Below are 19,087 nucleotides of genomic sequence, written 5' to 3'. Positions count from 1 at the left end.
ATGAAACACCTTTTGCAAAGAAAAGCTCGGTTCCTTTCGTACTTCACGGTCATTTATAACGTCGTGGAGGGTATTATTTCTATTGCCTTGGGCATCGGGACGGGAAGCATTGCCTTGATAGGCTTTGGTGCAGACAGCTTCATTGAATCTCTTTCAGGCAGTGTCATGATTTGGAGATTTACCCAGCGGACGGTGAGTGAAGTAGAGGAAGAGAAGATCGAGAAGAAGGCAGCAAAGCTCGTTGGGTACAGCTTCTTCCTTTTGGGGGCTTATATCCTCTTTGAATCTTTGAGAGACCTTTACCTTGGGGAGGGTCCAGAGCCGAGTGCGGTTGGAATTGTAATTGCGGTTTTGTCTTTGATCATCATGCCGTGGCTAGCCCACTCCAAACGAAAGGTTGGAAAGCTACTCAACAGTAAAAGTCTTGTTGCAGATTCACAGCAGACCTTCATCTGTACCATGATGTCCGTTGCACTTTTTGTGGGTCTGGGACTGAATTACTTCTTTGAGCTATGGTGGGCAGATGCTTTTGCAGGCATTTTCTTCACCGGTCTGACCTTCAAGGAGGGGTATACCACGCTGAAGGAAGAAAAAATGTGTGACTGCTAAACTATGAATTTACTGCACGCACTCATTTTAGGATTGGTTGAAGGCTTTACAGAGTTTCTTCCCATATCTTCAACCGCGCATCTCGCTCTTACGGGCAAATTGCTCGGACTCGATCAAAGTGAGTATTTGAAAAGTTTTGAGATCATCATTCAATTAGGAGCTATCTTAGCGGTGGTCTTTCTCTACTGGCAGAGCCTTCTCAAGTGGGAGGTTATCAACCGCCTACTGTTGGCTTTTCTGCCTACAGGAATCTTAGGCTTGCTATTTTATAAACTGGTCAAGCAGTATCTTCTCGAGGACTTCAACGTAATGCTGTGGGCACTGCTCGTTGGAGGACTACTTTTGATCATCTTTGAGAGAACTCATAGGGAGAAAAGTACAGAAACCCAAGAACTATCTTCGATTCCCTACAAAACTTGCATCCTCCTAGGTCTTTTCCAGTCGGTAGCCATGATCCCAGGAGTTTCTCGATCAGCCGCTACCATCGTAGGTGGTTTACTCCTTGGTCTACAAAAGAAAACCATCGTTGAATTTTCCTTCCTGTTAGCCGTGCCCACAATGCTTGCAGCCACCACCTTGGATCTTTATAAAAACGCTCAAAGTTTCACATCCGACCAAATCGCGCTGCTAAGCGTGGGGTTCTTCACTTCCTTCCTCATGGCACTCGTGAGCATCAAGTTCCTGCTCGCTACGCTGCGGAAGCAAACCTTCAGTGCCTTTGGGTTCTATAGGATAGGCATAGCGTGTCTTTTCTTTGTGCTCCTCTACCTTGGGTTTTAACAGTCGCAAGCGATACGGAGTCTTCGATCCATCAAATAAAGGGCAGCTAGAATAAAAAGAATGCTTAATATCTTCAGTACGCCTCCGTACGATGTAAGAAAGCTCAAACTGACCCCAAGCCCCAAAAAAAGCGAGGCTTGGAAATACGCAAAGGGTACAGAATGCACTCAAAAATGCGAGCATTGCAGAAAGACTGAAGGCAGAACCACTCAAGAGGCTTCCTTTTCTTTTTCGTTTGTAGGAAAAGAGGGAAACAACCACGAAGACACTCACGAGGAAACTTAGAATGGCCCCGTATATTAAGTTGAAAGGCGTAAGGTTTCCTCCCTCCATGCATGCGAGACCATTCGGATCACTGCCTGGAAGTGTGTCAAGAAAGTACGCATAGAGAGAGGAAAGCAAAACACCCAAAGCTAAGGTCAGAAAAACAACAGAGGGCTTCTTGTAAAAAGAAAATATGCCTCGCATGTTATTTGAGTTCAGCTTCGATTAAAGCCTCGAGTTCTTCAACACTTGGGATGCCATCGAGCTTTTGCCCGTTGAAGAAAATGGTGGGAGTGCTGTTCACTCCCAAGGCTTTTCCATCGGCTTGGTCCCTTAGAATCTTGTCTTCGTATTTGGTGCTGTTTATAACTGCTGTAAAGGCTTCAATGTCTAAACCGAGTTCTTCAGCATAGGAGATGAAAAGTTCGGTTTGAGGAGTGGTTTTTTCGCCCCATTCCATCTGGTTTTCAAAGAGAAGGTCATGCATCTCCCAGAACTTCCCTTGCTCTCCCGCTGCTTCAGCCGATTTTGCTGCTAGCACAGAGTTGTTGTGAAAGGGAAAGTTACGGAACACAAAGTTCACCTGACCTTCATACTCATCAAGAATTTGTTTCAAGATGGGATGGGCAATTTTACATGCCTCACATTCCAAGTCAGCAAATTCTACAATGGTTATTCGATCATCACTGGCTTCGATCTTCTGGCTGTCTTCACGGATTAAGAGAGTAGTATCGGCTGGAGGAGTACTGGCGACTTCCTCTACAGAGTTGGAGGCCGTGTTTGAGGTGAATAAAAACATGCCGATCACTATGAGTGCTGTGAAGGCTAAGATTCCTGTAATGACTTTTGAGTCTTCTGACATATTATTTATGGTTAAATTTTCTGAATAAAAGCATGCAAACCGTTATGACGGTGAATGCGGTTAGGGACATGAATGGAATAGTAATGAAGCCAAACCATTCAAAGAATTTGGTGGTGCAGGAAATGCCTGCCTCACAAGGCGCAACACTTTCAGGGAGGATTTGCCAATACAGAAGGTTATGGTAAACGGCGACGGCAAAGCCCAAGATCGAGAATGGGAGGACATAAAGGTGCAAGCCCTGATCTTTTCTTAGCATGCCAATGGCAAAAATGAGTGCGAGCGGATACATGAGGATGCGTTGATACCAACAAAGTACACAGGGTGGCAAATCCATGACTTCACTAAAGTAGAGGCTTCCTACAAGGGCGAGCAAGGATTGAATCCAAGCTATGTAGAGGAAAGTTTTGGCAGTTAGAAAATGCTTCATAACAGACATTTTAAGGAATAAGAAAGCTGGTTTGACTTTCTATAACCTTAAAACGATGTTTTGAGTCTGAAGCAAAAAACTAGAGAGTTCTCTAGGGTTTTTAATTAAAAGTTTGGGTTCAGCGTAGGTTAAGTAGTCACCGTCGTCGAAAGAAGTAGCTTTATCAACAGGATCGGGCGGATTGAAAGTATTGAGTGCTGGACTGTCTTCGCCACTGTGAGCCAAGCAGTGTTCTACAGGGCAGTGGTCCCCCATGTCTCTAGCATGGTTCATTGTCACGCTGAACTGCATCAGGCAGAAAATCTGGAGGAAGAGAAAGGCGACAAGAAAAACTCTAAAATTTCTCATGGAAGTAGATTAGCCAATTTGGCATCTAATTACTAGAAATAAGAGTCTCTCAAATGTCATTCCTTCTCTAAAATAAGGTTGAACCAAAATGGATTCATTCTTTTTGCTACAATCTTAAAGCCATTTTTCTTCGTAAAATCCAAAAGCTCTTCTCGTTTGTACATCTGCTTATAGGGATGATCCAGTAGAACCCTTAAAACCCATCCTAAGAGTGGCAGTTTGAAACTTTCTATCGATAAATCTTCCAAAATGAACAGTCCCTTTGGCTTTAGTACCCGATGGACTTCCTTTAGCGCATCTTCCCAGTTAGGGATGTGGTGGAGTATTCCGAAGTCAAATACTGCATCGAACTCCTCTTCCTTGAACCTTAGGGCAGAGGCGTCCCCTTGTTCAAAGTGAATGTGTGAAAGCCGAACTTTTCGCTTCGCTCTTTCAACCATTTTTGGATCAAGATCAAGGGCAGTGATTTTCCGAGGCTTAAAGAGTCGGACGATCAATAATGTCCCCACTCCTTGCCCGCATCCTATTTCGAGGACTTCTCCACCCTTGAAGTCGGTCATATGGCGCATGCGGCTTGCTTCATATCTTTGAATGAGCGCGCGGATGGGGTTGTTCATGAGCCAGAACTCAATTCGATTCATTATCATAGGAAGTTGTTATAACTTTTTAGCCTTAAGTCGTAGTGAATTTCCCACTACAGACACACTGGAGAACGCCATAGCGAGTCCTGCGAACACGGGGCTTAGAAGCCACTGGAAGATGGGGTAGAAGGCTCCAGCCGCTAAGGGGATGCCTATGATGTTATAAAAGAAAGCCCAGAAGAGGTTTTGCTTGATTCCTCGCATGGTCATCTTTGAGAGGTGGATGGCTTTCACCAGTTTGGAAATGTCTCCATGAAGGAGGGTGATTCCAGCCGACTCAATCGCTACGTCTGTACCCGTTGCCATCGCAACACCCACGTCCGCTTGAGCGAGGGCTGGCGCGTCATTCACACCGTCTCCCGCCATAGCTACAATTTTTCCTTCTGCTTGGAGTTTCTTAATGGTGTTGAGCTTATCTTCGGGAAGCACTTCAGCGACCACGGTGTCGATTCCCGCTTCCTTGGCTATAAAGTTGGCAGTGTTTTTATTGTCCCCCGTCAGCATGACCACTTCAAGTCCCATCTTGTGGAGCTGGGCTACTGCCTTCTTCGCTTCTGGTTTAATAGCATCGGCAACAAGAGCTATTCCAAGGACTTCCTCTTTGCTTGCAAGAACGATGGGTGTTTTGCCTTCTGCGGTTTCTTTCTCAATCACATGGAGGTCAAAAGAAAGTTTTAGATCGTGGATCAGCTTTTCGTTTCCTGCGTAGTAAACCGTGCCGTCAATCGACGCTTTGAGACCTTTCCCTTTGATCCCTTCAAAGTCCGAGACCGTGTGCATAGTCAGGTGTTTCTCGGTCGCAGCACTCAAAAGAGCATGCGCAATGGGGTGCTCCGATTTCTTTTCGAGTGAAGCAAGAATCGTGAGGAGGTCGTTATCGCTTTTCTTGGAAAAGTTGAGGATTGAAATGAGTTCAGGTTTGCCTTTGGTGATGGTCCCTGTTTTGTCCACCACCACCGTATTCACCTTATGGAGCTTTTCAAGGGTGGCTGCGTCTTTGATTAAAATTCCTTCCTTGGCTCCTTTCCCCACCCCCACAATGATAGCGGTTGGGGTTGCCAGTCCAAGCGCACAAGGACACGCAATGACGAGGATGCTTACAAAAGAAACCAGCCCGTAGGAGAGGGCTTGTGAGAAGCCAAGATACTGCGTTCCAATAATGAGCCAAGCTGCAAGGGCAACGAAAGCAAAAACAAGTACCACGGGTACAAAGACGCTGGATATTTTATCTGCTAAGGCTTGAATAGGCGCTTTGCTGCCTTGAGCCTCTTCCACCATCTTGATGATGTGCGCGAGCATGGTTTCAGCTCCCACTTTGCTTGCCTTGAAAGTGAAAGACCCGCTGGTGTTCATGGTTCCTCCTACTACCTTATCGCCGATGGTCTTATGCACGGGCATGGGTTCTCCTGTGACCATCGATTCGTCAATGTAGGAAGAGCCTTCGGTTAGCTCGCCATCCACGGGAATTTTACCTGCAGGCTTCACAATAATCAGATCCCCATGAAGCACTTGGTCGATGGGCAGCTCGACTTCTTTGCCGTCACGGAGCACAAGGGCTGTTTTAGCCTGAAGATTCAGAAGTTGTTCAATGGCATCTCCCGTTTTCAGTTTTGAGCGTGCCTCCATGTACTTACCGAGAGTAATAAAAGTAATCACAACGATGGTCACGTCGTAGTAGCTATGCTCGGTGTTGATGTACGCGGAGAGAGGTTCCTCGAAGGCGGCTATGATGAAGCTGTAGAGGTACGCAGCCACAGTTCCGATTCCAATCAGAGTGTCCATATTGGCTTTCCCGTAGCGGAGGAAGCGGTAGAAGCCCAGTAAGTACGGTTTACCGACCACAAATAGAACGTAGGTCGCCATCAAGGGCAAAAGATGATGGAAGAATTCCCCCCAAATTTCGGGCATAGCTGGAAGCACTTCAAACTGGATAAGGATTTCCCAAGTCATGAGCACAATGCTGAAAGCAGCCAGAGGGATGGCTGAAATGACCTTGTTCTTTAGTTCGGATAGTTCCTTCAGTTTGTCGTCTTTCGATTGTCCGATCCCTGTATGTTTAGAATGGTCTTCTAGAACTAAAGAGTAGCCCAAGGGTTCGATCTTCTTGGAAAGGTCGGTTGCATGCACTTTATGTTCGTCAAAGGCTACCTTTGCGGTTTCCGTGCCATAATTCACTTCAGCGGAGCTAACTCCCTCCGTTTTCTTAAAGGTTCGCTCAATGATTCCAGCGCAGGAGGCGCAGTGCATGCCTTTAATCTTGTAGGTTTGATGAGTCATATTACTTTTTTGATTTCTTAAATGCTAAAAGGAGTTCTTGAATGATTTTCTCCTGTTCTTTTTCATTTGAACTAGAGAAGGCTCGCTTTCCGCAGGTGTGGAGGTGACTGTCTAAGGCGAGGGAAGAGACGGAGGCGAGTAGTCCCTCCACGGCACTCACTTGCTGCAAAATATCCATGCAGTAGGCTTCCTGTTCAATCATTTCAAGGACTTTCTTGAGCTGACCAAGAGCTTTCTTAGTACCAAGCTCTGCTTTGGTTTTGTAGGGGTCCATCATAAATAAGATTTGTTAAATAACCTACTACCTAGGTTAGTGGTTATACTATGAACTGTCAAATAAAACAAATTTGAGTCGCCCTTTTTATACTGTCTCAAATGTCTCATTTAGCCTGAAACGCCACAATTGTGTCTCACGGCAAGAATAGGTAAAATGAGACAGTCCCAAGGGTACTAGACCCGAGTGGCCAGCCATCAGTTGCATGACAAAGCCTTGTGATCCGCAAGGCTGGTTTGGACGTGCATGCGGAGCCTTCGCTGGTTTTACTCCTTATGAAGTGCTAGTACCGCAGTGTCAATCTGTTCTTCGAACTGAAATAACCTCTTGTTTTATCTGTAAAGAAAACATAAAATAATCCCCATTTTGATCAAACTGGTATGAGTGATTCTCCAGGCCGTTTCCCAGCACTGCAATCAAGGAATGTTTCTGATCTTCTCAATGAACGCGCCACTCTTGCCACTCTTGCCCGATCTATTGGGACACCGTTTCATGTGGTTTTCCCTGAGCAAATTGCAGAGAATATTGGTGAATTCAGAAGTGTTTTGCAGGAAGAAGGCCTACCTGGAGAAGTTTTTTTTGCTGCCAAAGCTTTTTTATTCATGTGGCGATCATATCTATTTGGTCTTTCTGGCATAGTCTGTTATTAACAGGTTAGGAGTTTACCACTCTTTGCTAAAAGAATAAAGTGGATGCATGCATCCTTTTGAGACTGTTCACATCTTCGTCACCGATCTGAGTTTTTCGGATTATTTGTACTTGGATTTGTCACAAAAAATTGGGTCGGATTTTACTGTCCCTGCAGCTTCCAAACAATGGATTCAAATCGACTTACCGCTAGAGGTGGAAGCTCCCGCTGGCTTTCGAAAGCGGCTTCTTTTTATTGAGAAAATTCCTCAAGTCCATGTTGTCAGTCCGGAGATAGTTCCTTTGTCTGATGTTCGTCAGTTCAAAGATTTGCTTTTTGAACAGCAAGCTTTTCACTATCAATTGGATACTGAGTATTTTGCTGATCCGGCGGTTTTTGAAATCGATGCTTACCTTGTAGAGATCGATGAAAAACTTCAAGACGGGACGGCGGCGGCTTATGGGGTGTTTGAGGCTGGAGAGTTGCTGGGGTTCAGCGTGGTGGAACTGGAGGACGATGGCTCGGCTTATCTTTTGGAACTCATGGTGCTCGAAAAAGTTCGCGGCAAGGGCTATGGAAAAAGTCTTTTGAAGTCTGCTGAAACCTGGGCTGCTGAACGGCAAGTGGGGCGATTTTGGACCAGCGCTGCTGTGGGGAACGAGTCTGCTCTGCATTTTTATGAGCGACAAGGATTTAGACCTACCAAAGTTCGGTGGGCGGCTCGTTCTTCCTAGCTTTTTTATACTGTCTCAAGTGTCTCATTTATCCTGAAACGCCATAGTTGTGTCTCACGGCAAGAGACACTACAATGAGACAGGTCAAAAGGGTACTAGACCCGAGTGGCCAGCCATCACGTGCAGTTTGTATTTCCCATTGAACGATCCATGTGGGAATTTTTAAACTTTCCAAAAGTCAACGAGTATCCTATAAAGATACTTTCAATCCTGAGAAAAGGTGTTAGTTTTCTTTGATTTGCTTCCTTGAACTCAAGACCCAAAAAGCCAATGCGGTGATCCCATTTAAGGCTAAAGTAGCCCACACCCATAGAGGCAAGCCCCCCCATAAAGTAGGAGTCTGACTCCAATTCCAAAAATCTAAGGATAAAGCAAAAATCCCTGTAAAAAAGCATGCCCCAAATCCAAGTGGACTTAGGCACTTTGGGTAGGGTACGAGGTTTTGCCTTCCCAAGGTAACTTCCCAAGACCAAAATCACTGTGGTGCATCCTAAGATGGGAATAACTGATAAAAAGCCGCCCGTTGGTAAGAGTTTGAAATGGTACAAAATAACCAAGAGTTCTCCCATCAATATCGAAGTGCAAGCAGCCCCAGCATGGGTACGTGGCCAATATAAAATGGCCACTAAGGCTGGGAAGAGAACTGCAAGCCCTGTGAAGGTTTCTGTTGTTATCTGCAGGATTGAGCTCGGGTTGAAGTAGGCAATGAGCAAACCCAGGCCAGCTAAAAGCACACTAAAAGCTCGACCCACACCATTGCCCTTCACTGGCCGACCGGTGAGTGGTTCATAAACATCTTTAGTGAACATGGAGCTGAGGGTGAGCATTTGTGAATCCATAGTGGACATGAGTGCTGCGAGACCTGCTGTTACAATAAAGGCCGCAGTGACCGGAGAAAAATGCAGCTCTGCGAGCATCGGGAAAATTCTATCGGCTTCTTTGCCCTCTAGGCCGGGGATGCTCAAGTGACCTAAAACTCCTATCACCATGGGTAGTAAAAAGAAAACGCCAGTCACGAGGGGGTACCAAATCATCGTTCGGTTCAAAGCTTTTTTTTCTTTAGCCACAAAGAATCGTTGGAACAGTTGTGGGAATAGAGGGTCACAAAAAAACCAAAGAATCATGTAACTGAACCATAGCGCCGGAGTATAAACTTCACCGGCACCGGGACGGGAAAAAAGCTCCGGCATTTTTTCAAATACCGCTGTGTTGGCTGCCACAACCCCCCCCTCTGCTTCCGCGATGCCCCACACGGTAAGCAGCATAACCGTGAGCATAATTATGCCTTGTGCCACATCGGTCCACGCAACGGAGCGATATCCTCCCCAAAATGTATAAAGAAGAATCATACCCGTTACTAAGCTTGCTCCCAAAAAATAGGGAATGCCCAAGAGCGCTTCTAGGGTGTACCCTCCGGCGATGGGCTGAATAGCGATATAGGGGAGAGAGAACACAAGCATCACCAAAAAAACTAAACGGCGGAGCCAAGGGCTCTTCATCTCATCTCCCATGAGCTGAGGGGGGGTCATGTAGCCTTTTTCTTTTCCCAGTTCCCATACGCGTCTACCGATAAAATAAAAGGTGAGTGCCATGAAACCCGTTCCAAAGGCCATGATGGGGAAAAAACTATAACCTTGGCGGTAGGCCGTTCCAGAAAATCCATAAATGGTGACGGCGCTAAAATTAGTGGCCGCCATGGTGAAGAGCAGTACCAAAGTTTTGGTGGCCCTTCCTCCCAAAAAATAATCTTCCGCGGTTTTTTTTAAAAAGCGGTGACTGTAGGCACCTATGAGACCTATGACTAAAAAGTACCCAAGAATAACTAGAGCGGGGGCAAGTTTATCTGAGTTTAGAAATGCCATCATTTTTCGTGGGATGGGTTTGAGAAAAAACGTTGGCATTCTAGCAGGACATTCTCTTTGGATGGAATAGATGTGAAGGAGCATTAGCAAGTCCTTGTACGAGACAAACGTCCCATTTAGCCCGAAGTGCCACAATTGTGTCTCCCCGCAATGCCAGCTTGGGTGTGCATGCGGAGAACTTTGCTGGGTTTACTCCTTATGGAGTCTCTGGGAATAGCTCCTATTACTAGACCCGAGTTTTTTATTTAGGTTTAATTCCATTATGAATGTTGTTTTCCTCACTGCCCTTGGCCTCAGCATGGATGCTTGTGCTGCTTCAATAGCTTTAAGCTCCAAATATAGATCCTTCCCAAAGCTTTTTTTTGCTGCGATCAGTTTTGCTGTTTTTCAAATGGTGATGCCTGCCTTTGGCTATCTTCTGGGAATGCCCTTTGAAGGATGGATTGCGCCTGTGGACCATTGGATTGCCTTTTTTGTTCTAAGCGGCTTGGGAGTAAATATGATATTTGATCTTAAAAAAGAGCATGAAATTGAAGAAAAGTCAGGGCCTCTCTCTTTTGGAACAATCGGAGTATTGGCCTTAGCAACCAGCATTGATGCCTTGGTTGTAGGAGTTGGATTTCATGCTCTTGACCTCGACTTTATGAGTAGTATTTTGATGATTGGTGTGGTCACGCTTTTGATGTCTTTCTTAGGACTTTGTTTGAGTCGAGTATTCCAAAAAACGCTTTCCTCTTATGCAGAAAAGCTTGGAGGAATCATCTTGATCTTTCTAGGGATAAAAATTCTTGTCACCCATTTGCTTGGATACTAGACCCGAGTGGCCAGCCATTACGGGCAGTTTGAAAGCCTATGACCCGAGTAGCTATGGCGATAGATACTCGAATTTTCGTTGTACGAAGTAAAAGATCACCCCTGTTTAAGGATGATCTTTCCTTGGAAGTCCAGCAAAGGGTTCAATTCCCGTTCCCCTGAGGCGCAGTGGCATTAGGAGAAATCTGCAAAAGAAAAGCTTACATCAAATAACGAAGATAAATATAAACCGTACAAATAAGCAACGCAACCAGGGTTAAAGGAACGGCGATTTTCATATACTGAAAGAAACCAATGCGATGACCATGTTTACCAGCAAGCCCACTCACCACCACATTCGCAGAAGCTCCCACCAGAGTTGCATTTCCGCCAATATCCGCCCCTAAAGCAAGGGCCCACCAAAGAGGCATCACGTCCACTCCGGGAGAAAATTCCCCAATACTTTGAATCAATGGGATCATTGTGGCTACAAAGGGAATATTATCGATAGCGGCAGAAAAGAAAGCAGAACCCCACAGCACAGAAAGGGTGAGAGGAACCTGCTGTCCATCCGTCACCTCCACTAACTTTTCTGCCAAAAAATGGATGACACCAACCTTCTCTAAACCCCCTACCAGAATAAACAATCCCAAAAAGAAGAAAATGGTGGTCCACTCCACATCTCTTAAATGATGTTCAGGATCATTCAAGGTGAGTAGCAATAATAAAGCTGCTCCTCCCAATGCGATTGTAGCTCCCTCAAAGTGCGTCATGGAGTGCGTGAAAAAACCAATCAGAACTAAGGCCAGTACAAAAAGAGACCTGTAAAGAAGAGGATAGTCAGAAATCGCGTCTTTAGGATTAAAACTCAGAATAGACAGCTGAGCTTCTTTAGTAGCAACTAGTTCTTTCCTATAAATTCCATAAAGCATGGCTAAAGTAACAAAGGTTACGATTAAAATCACTGGTCCAAGATGAATCAAAAAATCATTGAAGGGAATCTGAGCAGCACTTCCGATTAAAATATTGGGCGGATCTCCAATAAGCGTGGCAGTTCCTCCAATGTTCGAGAGGAGGATAGTCCCAATTAAAAAAGGCATAGGATTGACTTTTAGGTTATTACAAACCACAAAAGTCACAGGAACCATCAAAAGAACGGTAGTCACGTTATCCAAGAATGCCGAAAAAAGTGCTGTAATAAAACCGAGTAAAAGAAAAATGGAAATGGGCTTCCCTTTTGCTAAACGAGCCGCCCACAGGGCTACAAACTGAAACATGCCTGAATCCTTCGCGATTCCCACAATCACCATCATTCCTATAAGCAGACCCAAGGTGTTAAAATCTACTGATTCAAGAGCCAATTCTTGATTGATAATACCCAATAAAATCATGAGCACGGCCCCAAAAAGAGCCAAAACAGTGCGGTGAATTTTTTCAGAAATAATCAGGCCATAGGTAGCCACAAAGATTATCAAAGCCGCAATCAGAGTAAAATCCAATGTCATAGCAAAATGGATGTTAGAGAATGTTAAGAAAGGTGAAGCACGTCTCCGATAGCCTTCTTGATATCCGTACGATTCAAATATCCCACAAGAATTCCATTCTCATCGACAACCGGCAATTGCCTAATTTGGAATTCCGAAAGAAGAGTGGCTGCTTCTATGAGAGAATGTTCCGGACGAGTGGTATGAACATGACTGGACATAAACTTAGAAACCGAATCATTTTGGATCTCTTTTACACGCTCCTCAAAAACATCCCCTGCTTCAAAAGAAGCAAGATGTTTATCGTTCTCCAAATAATCTGGAACTAAATAAGCAATGACATCCCAACTGGAAAGGATTCCTAATACATGACGGCTATCATCGATGACCACCAACCCATTCGTCTTATGATTCAGCATCACTTCAACGGCGTGTTTAACAGTATCCGTAGGATTCAAAGTAACAACTTTGTCCCGCATGTAATTTTTGACGAGGTATTTTTTCATGAATATAAGTGAGAGGCAAACCGGATTCTAAGAAGAAGCTGGAGGCAGCTCAAGCGCCTTGTATTGCAATGTAAAAAAAATATGTCTTAACACCCAAATGATGTCTTTCCTGCATTTACCCCTCAAATGCACCACTTGGATGAGTTGAAATAAAGCGCAGGTTCTTTTGCATGATTTTATAGGGGGTTTGGTAGTTCAAGCATTTTCGTGGGGTGTGGTTTAACCAGTCCTCAACGATTTGTACGTCTGCAGCTGAATACTTGGACAGATCGGCTCCCTTGGGAATGAACCTACGGATTCTTCCGTTGGTGTTTTCAATCGTACCTTTCTCCCAAGAGTGGTACGGACGGCAGAAGTAGGTTTTAACAGTTTATTGGGTCACTCCCGAGTGCCAATTCTCATGAAGTATGAAAAATAAACTTGATGGTTAAAAGGTTTTCATGCATGCTCTCAAAAAATTTTCCTTTCTCTATGGTTTCAGCCATTCTGTTCATTCTTGGGTTCCCTTTACTGATTAAGGGGGCGGATCTTTTGGTAGATGGAGCTTCTTCAGTAGCTCGGAAATTCAATATTTCAAGCTTGGTGATTGGTTTGACTATTGTAGCATTCGGAACTTCTGCACCGGAGTTGATTGTGAATATCCTAGCGAGTGCGCAAGGAAATACAGAAATCGCTATTGGAAACGTACTTGGGAGTAACATTGCAAATATATTCCTTATACTAGGGATTGCTGCTGTAATCTATCCACTGGCGACTAAAGAGAATACGGTTTGGAAAGAAATTCCCCTCAGTTTATTGGCCGCTATTTTATTAGGCATACTCGCAAACGATGCATGGATTGACGGGGATCTTAACTCGGGACTGACGCGGATTGATGGCCTCGTGTTCATCGCATTTTTTATTATTTTTTTGTATTACACCTTTGGGATATCAAAGGTGACGGGCCCAGTCAGCAGTGAGACGGATATCAAGAAACTCAGCATATTAAAATCTTCGCTATATATTCTTATGGGCCTCTTGGGCCTTTTAGTTGGAGGCAAGTGGATTGTGGATGGAGCGGTGAAAATGGCTGAAGCATTCAACATCAGTCAATCTGTCATTGGTTTAACGATTGTAGCGATTGGAACCTCGTTGCCAGAATTAGCTACTTCAGCAGTTGCGGCCTATAAAAAACAAACTGATATTGCTATTGGGAATGTCGTTGGATCTAATATTTTTAATATATTTTGGATTCTGGGTTGTAGTGCGCTCATTCGTCCTTTGCCCTTCAGTGACAGTTCTAATTTTGATATTTTGGTGGCCATATCTGCCAGTTTGGTTTTGTTCTTGATCATGTTTGTTGGAAAAAAACACGTTATAGAACGATGGCAAGGAGGTGTCATGATCTTTATTTATCTTTGTTATTTGGCGGTTTTGATCACTGGCAAAGCCCCTTTTTAGCTTTAGATGCTGTAGCTTGTGGATCAAAAATCGATGTGTCTAAGTTTTTATGGAGCAGGAAATCTGAGACCCTCTTCCCACCAAAAATAGAGGGGAGGATTCCCACTCCATTGCAACCCAGATTATAAAGCAATACTGGATTCAAGGGTTCGGGGCCCACACAACGTAGTCCACTCGGGGTGTATCCCATGAGGCCATGCCACTCATACTTAAAGCGTAGTGTTCCTTTGGGGACAGGGGCGTAATTTTTTTTAAGCCCATCACTTAAATCAGCAAGCGCCATTTCTGGATAAGCATGATCTTGAGCATGATAATCTTTTTTGTCTTCCAGACGAGTTTCTGGACCGCCAAGGCACACCAAACTATTTTGCGCTTCGTTTCCATGAGGCCGACGCGTCAAATAAAAATAAGGAACGATTTCTGCATCACTGCGTGTTTTGATTGAATCTGTATCATGATACGTGATGGCCGTGGCCTCGTTTTGTACATTTTCCACATAAGCGGCCATATACCCTATCACCCCATACACACTTTCATGAAAATGTGTATCTAAATCTGATTGGCCATGATCTAATATACTGATATTTTCGAATCCGTTTGTGCATAAAACTACTTTTTTAGCTTGCACATGATGTCCATCGCGAACTTCTGCCACCGCGTCATCTTCTCTCAGTTTCAAACGGTCCACTATGCTGTGTTCAAAAATCTTGAAACGATCTGGATACTTTTCCGTTAAGAAGATGGCGAGTTCTTCGGTGAGATGAGCGCTGTTGGTCACTCCAGCTTTGGCAACTCCTGCCGCAAAATAATTTATGTTTTCTGTTTGCAAGAGATTCATCAGTTGTCCAGGTGGTACACATGCAAATGTAGAGGCGTATTTTTTTGGAATGGATTTGAGGCCTTTGTATTCACTGGAAATCAATATTGCCTCTGTTTGCAGACCTGCCTCCTTGAACAACAAACGGTTCTGCATGTAACCATACAGCTCTTCCTTTGAACAGATCCCTGCATACCCCGTAAAAATATGGATTGGAGTTTTGAACTGGACGATTTTTTGTACTTCCTCTAATAGGTCCCACGCGCTTAAAACATCTTGATACGCTTTAGCAGCCAAGGTGAGTCCATAGTTTTGAACAAGGCGATAAAAGTCTGTTTCAAAGTAAGTCACCAGCTGGCCAGCATTGTGACCTGTTGCCCCGTGAGCGACTCTGTTTCCTTCCAACAAAACCACATTTTTTCGTGTTTTTTGAAGCACAAAAAAAGCAGTCATAAGCCCGGCAATACCCCCTCCTACAATTAATATTTCCGTTTCAAGATTTTGAGACAACTGTGCTGATTGGCGCGTGGACCTCCAGTTTTCTAACCAGGGCGAATTAATCGATTTGATCGAGTGCATGGATGGCAGGATCATATCGGATGTTTGTGAATGCGACAAGTTGAATACTATTGCAAATAGGTTGCAATAAGTGCTTTAACGTCAACCCTTTTTACACTGTCTCAAATGTCTCATTTATCCTGAAAGGCCGCCGTTGTGACTCATGACAAGAAACGCTAGGATAAGAAAGTCTACAATGGTACTAGAGGCTATGCATTTATATTTTTCTAGAATCATAAGCCCAATGCAAAATGGCTTGTCGTTGTTTTGGTCTGCAATTTAAATCGCCTTTTAGGCAGTTTTTTCGTACCTGTGCGATGTGTCTTTGGATGGCTTTCCATCTTTTGATTTGTCTTCGGTCTTCCTCCTCAATGCGTCGTCCCATGTAATAACGGCAATACCACTGGAACCATCCGCGAGGATCTAAAGGATAAATCCAGCCTTTTTTCTGCCAAACGGAAAGAGCTTGTGACGCATTTATTCCAAAGTAATTTAATTTCGCTTCATGATGGGTTGAGCAAAGTTTTGCTTTTTCAAACCAATCTGCGGGGAATTCATTTTGACAATCGGTCATATATTTACCTCCAAAAACACCAAGTTCCAGCATTTGTTTCGGAGTAAGTTCCGGCTTGAATTCGGGATCAAAAATTTTTCCGACAGGCTCAGTTAAAACATATTTGTAATTTTTTTGCATCTTGTCATTCACAATGACTATCTTTTTCGCATATCAGTTTTGATTCACCAGATAAAAGACAAACAAAAGCAGCCCTCCCCACCAACCAAGATCGGAAACAATCAAGCTTACCACGATTTTTCTCTGTAATGATTTTGGAAGCAGTGTTCCGGCTTTTCCTTCTTTTTCCTGCTGCAGAAGAAATGGGCTGACTTTGAATGATAAGAAAATTCCGTTTAAAATTAATATCACCGCGATAATTGCGTGCATGAAAGGCACACCCGTAAAGGATTGATGTCGATACAAGATCGCTCCTCCTATGATCGCCAGTATTATTCCAATCCAGATCAACGGTTTGGTCACTTTGTGTGTTCGTGTGGTTGCTTCGGTCCAATAGGCGGACTTTCTTCCCAGAAAACCATGAATATCAATGACCGTTACCGCCCCGAGGCCTATGACAAACCCGGCAAGAAAAATAAATAGGCCAATGAAATCGAGTGTTATCATATTTAAAAATTATTTTAGCTCCGCCCAGACCTCCAGTCGGCGCATAAAAGGCGGAGTCCAGGGTGGATTATAACCCGCCCAAGATACGGTGGAATATTCCAGGCCATCACGATCCAGATATTGTTTGAGCAGTTGTTTTTTTTCATTAATTTTCTTTTCAGAATAAAAACCGCTGAAAGTGAGAACCGCTATTTTTTTACTTTCCACTTTTTTTATGGTGATCCTTTTATCCAATGGCTCGGGTAGTGTTTCCATTGTGTATTCGGCCGGCATGACAAATGAAAAAATCTTTTGATTTGCCCCCGAATCTTGTTCAACAACCGGGGCAGTCATGGCGATCTTTTTGTATTCATTTTCAACCACCGGACTGGTCATACTTATGGATTGTTTCTTTTCATTGTTCCCGAAAATATATCCGGCCAGAATGTTAAAGGCCTCCCCGCTGGCGTCGTCAAAATTGCCGCTGACCGTGGTTTCGGCAATGATGTGCTCCGGCAGCTCTCTGATTTCATATTCTTTGTCGCTGCTCAAAACGGTGTAAGAGAGTGTTTCTACGCGGCTTCCGAAGTAACCGAAGGCGACCCAGACCAAGAAGAGAGCAGCCGCGATGATGGCTATCATCCAGAGTATATTCATTTTTTTATGATTAGAGAATAATTTTTTTGGCATGGAGGCGCGGCTAAAGGATTTAATTGTGAGCTTTGGAGTAAGTTCCGGTTTGAATTCGGGATCAAAATTCTTTACTTCTGGCTCAACAAGTTCATAGGTATACCCTTCTTGTATTTTGCCATTTACTTGTACTAGAGGCTATCTCATAAGTTAAGTTGCCATATTGAAAAATTGAGGACGGTTGCAAAACTTACCCACAGAAAATATGGGGCTAGCAGTGCAGCGGAGGGTTTAGATATCTTGTAGAAGTGGATTAGTGTTAGCAGGATGAAAATCCATAGAAAAATAATGACGATCAAACCCATGGAAGTGGATCGCAAGCCAAAGAAAACCGGAGACCATATTGCATTCAGTAAAAGTTGGATAAAGAAGAAGAGGAAAGCTTTTTGTTTTGTCTTAGAAGGGTTAATCCATACTAAGAATAGAGACAGACCCATAAAGAAATAGAGCGCCGTCCATACCGGACCAAATATCCACGATGGTGGATTAAAAGAGGGTTTATTGAGGGCGTCGTACCAAGTTGGAATAGCTGACGTTGTAAATCCAACACCTATAATTCCAGCCGTTTCGCAGAGGAGTATTGACGCAATTAGTTTAATGGTTTTTCCCATAGCGTTTTAAATTTAAAATATATCTGTTACTTTTTTCGTCTTACAATAGCCATTACTATCATAAGAACGATAACCCCTTTCCAAATGAAATAATCATTTGGCATAAGCACCATTTGGGTTAAAGGGGTCTCCTGCTTAAAAACGTAATGAACAATAAGGCTTATCGGTAATATCAAATACATGAATTGCTCACGAGAAAGAGGAATTCCAATTTTTTTCAAATATGGACCGACTGCATAGGCTATTAAGTACGTAAGAGCAAAATCAAAAATCGCGAATGGCCCTATCCTGAAAGAGCGAAGAAAAGTTATTATGTTCATTTAGGGGGCAAAGAGTTGGCTCAGTTTAGCACATGAAAAATAATTCCACCACTTCGATTCATCAATAATCCATCTCCTTTTTATACTGCCTCAAATGTCTCATTTAGCCTGAAACACCACAATTGTGTCTCACGACAAGAGGCACTACAATGAAACAGGCCAAAGGGTACTAGGAGCTGTTAACATAAGACTTTGAGTAAAAGTGCCACAAGGCAGAGGGAGATAAAGGAGGCATACATCAGGTCTAATTTGTCATAGCGAGTTGAAATTCTTCTGTAATTTTTCATTCGGTGAAATAGGCGTTCAATCTCGTTGCGGTAGGCATAAATGTTCTTGTTGTATTCCCACGGAAATTTCATTTTTGCCTTTGGAGGAACGACTGGAGTTATGCCTTTTTCTTTGCACAGCTCCAGAACTTTGTAGCATGAATAACCTTTGTCCATAGCCAAATGATCTACTGTTTTTGGAAACGAATAATCTCTCAAAATTTGTTTTCCAACTTTCACATCGCTCACTTCACCACCTGTTAAAACAAAGTGCATCCCATGATCTGGATCTCCAGCAATCATGTGAATTTTTGTAGTGTACCCACCTCTACTTCGGCCTAACGCTTGTGGCCCCTTTTTCATGGCTCCCGCTGCACTGTGGTGCGCTCTATTTGTTGTACTGTCCAGGAAAGCTATTCGCACTTGAAGTACATCTGCTACTTCAAGTGCTCTAAGCATTTGTCCAAAAAGTCCAGATTCGCTCCACCGTTTGTATCTTGTATAAATCGTGTGCCAGTCATTCTCTTTTTCTCTGTAATCGTAGGGCATTTGTCTCCATGCGCACCCTGTTTTAAGTACATAACAAATGGCATCCATGCAACGTTTCAGTGGAATCTTTTCAGGCTTTCTGGGCTTTGGAAAATAAGGCTGGATCAGTTTGAACTGTTCATCCGTTAGCATCTGGTACATGGCGTTAGGGTTAGAGTAACTTCACTCTACACCACTCCTCTATTTATG

At 43.8% G+C, this 19,087-nt stretch carries 21 protein-coding genes and 1 pseudogene; 6 read left to right on the top strand and 16 right to left on the bottom strand.

Going from position 1 to position 19,087, the window contains the following annotated elements; translation table 11 throughout:
• Together IPG41_00345 and IPG41_00340 are read left to right on the top strand one after the other, a co-directional pair.
• Window positions 1-609 carry a cation transporter gene (locus IPG41_00345; GenBank protein QQR55016.1) on the top strand — a complete coding sequence of 203 codons (609 nt, stop codon included), beginning with the start codon at window positions 1-3 and terminating at the stop codon, window positions 607-609.
• Window positions 610-612: 3 nt separating this feature from the next.
• Window positions 613-1,389 (top strand): undecaprenyl-diphosphate phosphatase, encoded by a 777-nt coding sequence (locus tag IPG41_00340; protein QQR55015.1) that lies wholly within the window; start codon window positions 613-615, stop codon window positions 1,387-1,389.
• Between the two features lie 469 nt (window positions 1,390-1,858).
• On the opposite strand, the gene IPG41_00335 is transcribed toward IPG41_00340, so the two are convergent.
• The 6 genes from IPG41_00335 to IPG41_00310 all read right to left on the bottom strand — a co-directional run bounded on the left by IPG41_00335 (window position 1,859) and on the right by IPG41_00310 (window position 6,485).
• A complete protein-coding gene (locus IPG41_00335) occupies window positions 1,859-2,515 on the bottom strand; it encodes a thioredoxin domain-containing protein (protein QQR55014.1) in 657 nt (218 codons plus the stop codon).
• Window position 2,516: 1 nt separating this feature from the next.
• The gene (locus IPG41_00330) at window positions 2,517-2,951 is read right to left on the bottom strand and encodes a disulfide bond formation protein B (protein ID QQR55013.1); all 435 of its coding nucleotides are present in this window, start codon (window positions 2,949-2,951) and stop codon (window positions 2,517-2,519) included.
• A gap of 30 nt (window positions 2,952-2,981) precedes the next feature.
• A complete protein-coding gene (locus IPG41_00325) occupies window positions 2,982-3,215 on the bottom strand; it encodes a hypothetical protein (GenBank protein ID QQR55012.1) in 234 nt (77 codons plus the stop codon).
• A gap of 131 nt (window positions 3,216-3,346) precedes the next feature.
• Window positions 3,347-3,931 (bottom strand): class I SAM-dependent methyltransferase, encoded by a 585-nt coding sequence (locus IPG41_00320; protein ID QQR55011.1) that lies wholly within the window; start codon window positions 3,929-3,931, stop codon window positions 3,347-3,349.
• A gap of 15 nt (window positions 3,932-3,946) precedes the next feature.
• On the bottom strand, window positions 3,947-6,208 hold the full coding sequence (locus tag IPG41_00315) for a copper-translocating P-type ATPase (GenBank protein ID QQR55010.1): 2,262 nt from the start codon (window positions 6,206-6,208) through the stop codon (window positions 3,947-3,949).
• A 1-nt stretch (window position 6,209) separates the two neighbouring features.
• A complete protein-coding gene (locus IPG41_00310) occupies window positions 6,210-6,485 on the bottom strand; it encodes a metal-sensitive transcriptional regulator (protein ID QQR55009.1) in 276 nt (91 codons plus the stop codon).
• Between the two features lie 377 nt (window positions 6,486-6,862).
• Between IPG41_00310 and IPG41_00305 the strand changes: the two genes are divergently transcribed.
• Both IPG41_00305 and IPG41_00300 read left to right on the top strand, forming a co-directional pair.
• A complete protein-coding gene (locus tag IPG41_00305; GenBank protein ID QQR55008.1) occupies window positions 6,863-7,132 on the top strand; it encodes a hypothetical protein in 270 nt (89 codons plus the stop codon).
• Window positions 7,133-7,178: 46 nt separating this feature from the next.
• Window positions 7,179-7,844, top strand: coding sequence for a GNAT family N-acetyltransferase (locus IPG41_00300; protein ID QQR55007.1), 666 nt, complete (start codon window positions 7,179-7,181; stop codon window positions 7,842-7,844).
• Window positions 7,845-7,960: 116 nt separating this feature from the next.
• On the opposite strand, the gene IPG41_00295 is transcribed toward IPG41_00300, so the two are convergent.
• Window positions 7,961-9,709 carry a sodium:solute symporter family protein gene (locus IPG41_00295; protein QQR55006.1) on the bottom strand — a complete coding sequence of 583 codons (1,749 nt, stop codon included), beginning with the start codon at window positions 9,707-9,709 and terminating at the stop codon, window positions 7,961-7,963.
• A 259-nt stretch (window positions 9,710-9,968) separates the two neighbouring features.
• Here IPG41_00295 and IPG41_00290 point away from each other — a divergent pair, with 259 nt between their 5' ends.
• On the top strand, window positions 9,969-10,520 hold the full coding sequence (locus IPG41_00290) for a manganese efflux pump (GenBank protein ID QQR55005.1): 552 nt from the start codon (window positions 9,969-9,971) through the stop codon (window positions 10,518-10,520).
• 199 nt (window positions 10,521-10,719) lie between these two features.
• On the opposite strand, the gene IPG41_00285 is transcribed toward IPG41_00290, so the two are convergent.
• The 3 genes and pseudogenes from IPG41_00285 to IPG41_00275 form a co-directional block, all read right to left on the bottom strand.
• Window positions 10,720-12,003, bottom strand: coding sequence for an ArsB/NhaD family transporter (locus IPG41_00285; protein QQR55004.1), 1,284 nt, complete (start codon window positions 12,001-12,003; stop codon window positions 10,720-10,722).
• Window positions 12,004-12,026: 23 nt separating this feature from the next.
• Window positions 12,027-12,488, bottom strand: coding sequence for a CBS domain-containing protein (locus tag IPG41_00280; GenBank protein QQR55003.1), 462 nt, complete (start codon window positions 12,486-12,488; stop codon window positions 12,027-12,029).
• Window positions 12,489-12,603: 115 nt separating this feature from the next.
• A pseudogene (locus tag IPG41_00275) lies at window positions 12,604-12,855 on the bottom strand (IS30 family transposase).
• 104 nt (window positions 12,856-12,959) lie between these two features.
• On the opposite strand from IPG41_00275, the gene IPG41_00270 reads away from it, so the two are divergent.
• Window positions 12,960-13,928: a calcium/sodium antiporter gene (locus tag IPG41_00270; protein QQR55002.1), complete on the top strand. Its 969-nt coding sequence runs from the start codon at window positions 12,960-12,962 to the stop codon at window positions 13,926-13,928.
• On the opposite strand, the gene IPG41_00265 is transcribed toward IPG41_00270, so the two are convergent.
• The 6 genes from IPG41_00265 to IPG41_00240 form a co-directional block, all read right to left on the bottom strand.
• Entirely contained in the window at window positions 13,906-15,198 is a 1,293-nt protein-coding gene (locus IPG41_00265; GenBank protein QQR55001.1) for an FAD-binding oxidoreductase, read from the bottom strand. The genes IPG41_00270 and IPG41_00265 overlap by 23 nt on opposite strands.
• A gap of 322 nt (window positions 15,199-15,520) precedes the next feature.
• Window positions 15,521-15,997 carry a hypothetical protein gene (locus tag IPG41_00260; GenBank protein QQR55634.1) on the bottom strand — a complete coding sequence of 159 codons (477 nt, stop codon included), beginning with the start codon at window positions 15,995-15,997 and terminating at the stop codon, window positions 15,521-15,523.
• A 33-nt stretch (window positions 15,998-16,030) separates the two neighbouring features.
• Window positions 16,031-16,483, bottom strand: coding sequence for a hypothetical protein (locus IPG41_00255; GenBank protein ID QQR55000.1), 453 nt, complete (start codon window positions 16,481-16,483; stop codon window positions 16,031-16,033).
• 9 nt (window positions 16,484-16,492) lie between these two features.
• Window positions 16,493-17,152, bottom strand: a complete 660-nt coding sequence (locus IPG41_00250; GenBank protein QQR54999.1) for a heme-binding protein — start codon at window positions 17,150-17,152, stop codon at window positions 16,493-16,495.
• 143 nt (window positions 17,153-17,295) lie between these two features.
• Window positions 17,296-17,763, bottom strand: a complete 468-nt coding sequence (locus IPG41_00245; protein QQR54998.1) for a tryptophan-rich sensory protein — start codon at window positions 17,761-17,763, stop codon at window positions 17,296-17,298.
• A 499-nt stretch (window positions 17,764-18,262) separates the two neighbouring features.
• Window positions 18,263-19,039, bottom strand: a complete 777-nt coding sequence (locus IPG41_00240) for an IS5 family transposase (protein QQR54997.1) — start codon at window positions 19,037-19,039, stop codon at window positions 18,263-18,265.
• Window positions 19,040-19,087: the final 48 nt, after the last annotated feature.

The organism is Candidatus Peregrinibacteria bacterium (genome assembly GCA_016699145.1).
In the GTDB taxonomy this organism is placed as follows: Bacteria; Patescibacteriota; Gracilibacteria; order UBA1369; family 2-02-FULL-48-14.
Note: the sequence above shows the minus strand (reverse complement) of the source record. Positions and strands in the feature narration are given on the sequence as shown.

What these genes read in the sequence shown, in the direction of transcription:
- IPG41_00345 (QQR55016.1), top strand. Translation starts at nt 1, where the DNA reads ATGAAACACCTTTTGCAAAGAAAAGCTCGGTTCCTTTCGTACTTCACG.
- IPG41_00340 (QQR55015.1), top strand. Translation starts at nt 613, where the DNA reads ATGAATTTACTGCACGCACTCATTTTAGGATTGGTTGAAGGCTTTACA.
- IPG41_00335 (QQR55014.1), bottom strand. Translation starts at nt 2,515, where the DNA reads ATGTCAGAAGACTCAAAAGTCATTACAGGAATCTTAGCCTTCACAGCA.
- IPG41_00330 (QQR55013.1), bottom strand. Translation starts at nt 2,951, where the DNA reads ATGTCTGTTATGAAGCATTTTCTAACTGCCAAAACTTTCCTCTACATA.
- IPG41_00325 (QQR55012.1), bottom strand. Translation starts at nt 3,215, where the DNA reads ATGAACCATGCTAGAGACATGGGGGACCACTGCCCTGTAGAACACTGC.
- IPG41_00320 (QQR55011.1), bottom strand. Translation starts at nt 3,931, where the DNA reads ATGAATCGAATTGAGTTCTGGCTCATGAACAACCCCATCCGCGCGCTC.
- IPG41_00315 (QQR55010.1), bottom strand. Translation starts at nt 6,208, where the DNA reads ATGACTCATCAAACCTACAAGATTAAAGGCATGCACTGCGCCTCCTGC.
- IPG41_00310 (QQR55009.1), bottom strand. Translation starts at nt 6,485, where the DNA reads ATGATGGACCCCTACAAAACCAAAGCAGAGCTTGGTACTAAGAAAGCT.
- IPG41_00305 (QQR55008.1), top strand. Translation starts at nt 6,863, where the DNA reads ATGAGTGATTCTCCAGGCCGTTTCCCAGCACTGCAATCAAGGAATGTT.
- IPG41_00300 (QQR55007.1), top strand. Translation starts at nt 7,179, where the DNA reads ATGCATCCTTTTGAGACTGTTCACATCTTCGTCACCGATCTGAGTTTT.
- IPG41_00295 (QQR55006.1), bottom strand. Translation starts at nt 9,709, where the DNA reads ATGATGGCATTTCTAAACTCAGATAAACTTGCCCCCGCTCTAGTTATT.
- IPG41_00290 (QQR55005.1), top strand. Translation starts at nt 9,969, where the DNA reads ATGAATGTTGTTTTCCTCACTGCCCTTGGCCTCAGCATGGATGCTTGT.
- IPG41_00285 (QQR55004.1), bottom strand. Translation starts at nt 12,003, where the DNA reads ATGACATTGGATTTTACTCTGATTGCGGCTTTGATAATCTTTGTGGCT.
- IPG41_00280 (QQR55003.1), bottom strand. Translation starts at nt 12,488, where the DNA reads ATGAAAAAATACCTCGTCAAAAATTACATGCGGGACAAAGTTGTTACT.
- IPG41_00270 (QQR55002.1), top strand. Translation starts at nt 12,960, where the DNA reads ATGGTTTCAGCCATTCTGTTCATTCTTGGGTTCCCTTTACTGATTAAG.
- IPG41_00265 (QQR55001.1), bottom strand. Translation starts at nt 15,198, where the DNA reads ATGACTGCTTTTTTTGTGCTTCAAAAAACACGAAAAAATGTGGTTTTG.
- IPG41_00260 (QQR55634.1), bottom strand. Translation starts at nt 15,997, where the DNA reads ATGCAAAAAAATTACAAATATGTTTTAACTGAGCCTGTCGGAAAAATT.
- IPG41_00255 (QQR55000.1), bottom strand. Translation starts at nt 16,483, where the DNA reads ATGATAACACTCGATTTCATTGGCCTATTTATTTTTCTTGCCGGGTTT.
- IPG41_00250 (QQR54999.1), bottom strand. Translation starts at nt 17,152, where the DNA reads ATGCCAAAAAAATTATTCTCTAATCATAAAAAAATGAATATACTCTGG.
- IPG41_00245 (QQR54998.1), bottom strand. Translation starts at nt 17,763, where the DNA reads ATGGGAAAAACCATTAAACTAATTGCGTCAATACTCCTCTGCGAAACG.
- IPG41_00240 (QQR54997.1), bottom strand. Translation starts at nt 19,039, where the DNA reads ATGTACCAGATGCTAACGGATGAACAGTTCAAACTGATCCAGCCTTAT.